The sequence below is a fragment of the Bacillus cereus group sp. Bc061 genome (assembly GCF_027715825.1).
Taxonomy (GTDB): Bacteria; Bacillota; Bacilli; order Bacillales; family Bacillaceae_G; genus Bacillus_A; species Bacillus_A paranthracis.
In genome coordinates this window covers 1-3,060 of the sequence record NZ_JAQFTZ010000027.1, presented here as the reverse complement: position 1 = coordinate 3,060, position 3,060 = coordinate 1, and the positions used below count along the sequence as shown (strand labels likewise).

Here is a 3,060-nt window from a genome sequence, read left to right as displayed (position 1 = left end):
AGGACGTCGCCAAGCAAAAACCTAAGTCGTTTCGACTTAGGTTTTTTTGTGTTTATTTATATATATCAAATGACATAATCCGTAAATTTAGTAATCTTAATGAGAGAAAAGGATGAAATGGAGACGTTTTAAAGTCAACTACCCCCAGTGAGACAAAGCCTTTCAGTGGGGGCTTGAGCTCGAGCGCTAGGTCTTTTCGTCTATCGCTAGACAGTTTGACGCTCTAGCATTTATGCTACCCCACGATTTGTCACGCAACTTACTAATCTATCTACACCTAAATCGCAATTCAAAGCGTTACTCGTAGTCGTGGATGGTTTCTTCATTTGAGAAACATGCATTTCATATGTATCATGCACCTCAAAGAACCGACTTTTTTGCTTCGGTACAATCTCAATGTAGAAGATTTTTTTATGTCTTAAATTTTTCGGCATACGTATTTTAATGGAACCCAATTTTTTTTGAATGCCACATTCATCGGAACCATCCAATACCCGTTATTATCCACTTTAGGGACTTGATAGATTTCAATGATTCGTTTGTCAGTGGAACGAGAATAATTTGGAAACTTCGGACGCCCTGTGAACTGCTCAGGATTTTTCTTACATTGTTCCAACGCTTTAAAAAAGCTCTTCACTTCTGCATATAAGGCTCTGCGAATCGCTTGAATAGAATTTGATTGAACGCCCCAATCATTCGTATTGGCTTGCATGGCAGTATCTACTTCTTTTACAGTAGCCATCCTGTTATTGTTTAAGTAACTTTGTTTCATCGTGTACAAGCCAACATTTCGCAACGCTTTTGAGCTATGTGACATGCGCTGAAGTGAACCCCCGCTGATTAAAGTTTCAATTTATACAATATCTTTTCATTTTTAAAGGATTTCATTCATCAAAAAATCTATAATTAAGGTAATTAATATATATTATTGATGGGTGTGGGGGATTATGAAAGAAATATGCATGTTATTAGTGGCTGTTATATTATGGGGGACAGCCATTGCGCCAACAAAGTGGGCGTTAGAAGTTATTCAGCCATTTACTTTGTTATTTATTCGCCTTTTCTTCGCTGGTGGAATTTGTTTGCTATTTTCATTTAAACAATTAAAAAAATCGGTTGTACATAAACAAGTGCCGTGGAAAAGAATGAGTTTACTATCTTTTACTGGTGTAGCTGGTTACTTTATGTTCACATCCTACGGTATTTCTTTAACAAGTGGATTACATGTTAGTATTATTGATGCTGCTTTACCGTTAGTTACAATTCTTTTTTCAGCGATCTTTTTGAAAGAAAAAATTCAGCTTAATTATTGGATCGGTATTGTATTGGGAGCTGCTGGAGTACTTCTTATTACTATCCCATCTAGTAACGGTAATCAAGAAGTATCTTTAATAGGAGATACCCTTATTTTATTAAGCACTTTCTTATTTGCTTTCTATACAGTATTGTTGAAAAGACCAAAACAAGAACAGTATTTATCAAACAAGGTTTTTACAACATTAACTTTAATTATTGGAGCTGTTATTTTATTACCATTTGCAATGGTAGAAACTTTTTACTATGGTTTCCCAGAAATCGAAACATGGAAGACTGGATTTAGTGTAATGTATCTTGTTATAGGCGCAACAATTTTAGCGTATTGGTTTTGGAATAGAGCACTAGAGACAGTCTCGGCATCAGTAAGTGGGTTATATTTAAATGCATTACCGTTAATAAGTATTGTTGCTTCAATTGCTTTATTAGATGAGTCTTTAACTTGGAAGATAGTAATAGGAGGAAGTTTAGTCTTAATAGGAGTAGGATGGGCAGATAGACAAAAAATAAGTAAGTTATTAAAGAAGAATAACTTGAATAGTAAGGAATGCTAAGTAACATATTGTATATAGTTTAAATATAAAAAAACACCTTATATATATTAGGTGTTTTTTTATTTGGCAAAGATAATAGATTGAAATCAGTATAGGTATTCTCTACTATATTTATACGTATTGAAATCATTTTGAAATATTGTTTGAACGAGTTGTATACATTCGGTATCATAAAAACTTTCGAAAGTGGGGTAGCGAGGAAATAAAGGGTCAGTAATATCGGCTTCGCTAAAATTCCCTTTATAAATCATGGCGGGAGTTTGATGATGCCATGATATTGAGAACTCATTTATTGGTGCAGTTTTTAATTCGAAACGCTTTTCTAATGCTTTCATATCCTGATCGAAGTTTTCTAAGTATATATAATTGGTCACATATTCTTCTTCACCAGCTATATATTGTTGTGTGAAATGCGGGTTAATATCATTTCCTTGAGCATCATTAATGAATAGATAGTATAGAAATTGTTTAAATGAGAGGCCTTTGGAGGAGTTTTCATCTTGATATAAAAACTTTCGGATGGGCTTCCATTCGGGATTTTCTATATAGGGAGGTGCGATTAAGGATACGAAAGAGCTCACTGCTCGTCTATAAGGGTTACGAACAAGCTTAAAAGTTTCTTTTTGTTTTTCGCGTAATGCTATACCTAGTCGAACACTATAGGCAGGTGTACTTTTGTATATGTCATATTCATAATTATGAATGAAAGGACTATAATTTAGAGCTGTCTGTAATAAGTTAATCTGATAAAAAAACCACTTAGCAAGAGAAGTACAACCACTTTTTTGGCTCCAAAATAGAATGATAGGAAAATTCTTATGATAATGTGGGTTTCTTGAATGGGCGTTGACGATATGTAATAAGGAAGGATCGAACAATCTCTACACCCCTTTCAGGTATTTTAATTATATGTATGAAAAATAAAGAGGAATATGAGTAGCTGTTTCATCTTTTCTAAAAAAGTGAAAGATTAATATTGACTATTATTGAATAGGGGTGTAATATAGAACAAGTCGCCGATGACAACAACGTTGAAAGCGACAAACGAAATAAAAAACTTAGTTGACATTGAAAGATGAAAATGTTAACATAAGGAAGTCGCAAATGAGCGACCAAGTAGTTCTTTGAAAACTGAACGAAACAAACAACGTGAAACGTCAATTTTTATTTTAGATGCTAGACAAACTAACTT

2 protein-coding genes and 1 pseudogene are annotated in these 3,060 nt (G+C 33.8%); 1 reads left to right on the top strand and 2 read right to left on the bottom strand.

What is annotated here, in order from left to right:
- Positions 1–233: 233 nt before the first annotated feature.
- A pseudogene (locus tag PDQ40_RS27960) lies at positions 234–826 on the bottom strand (RNA-guided endonuclease TnpB family protein); the annotation flags it as partial.
- Positions 827–935: 109 nt separating this feature from the next.
- On the opposite strand from PDQ40_RS27960, the gene PDQ40_RS27955 reads away from it, so the two are divergent.
- Entirely contained in the window at positions 936–1,868 is a 933-nt protein-coding gene (locus PDQ40_RS27955) for a DMT family transporter (RefSeq protein ID WP_001998796.1), read from the top strand.
- A gap of 86 nt (positions 1,869–1,954) precedes the next feature.
- Here the strand turns inward: PDQ40_RS27955 and PDQ40_RS27950 are convergent, their stop codons facing one another.
- Positions 1,955–2,746 (bottom strand): sulfotransferase family 2 domain-containing protein, encoded by a 792-nt coding sequence (locus PDQ40_RS27950; RefSeq protein WP_270691783.1) that lies wholly within the window; start codon positions 2,744–2,746, stop codon positions 1,955–1,957.
- Between the last annotated feature and the right edge of the window lie 314 nt (positions 2,747–3,060).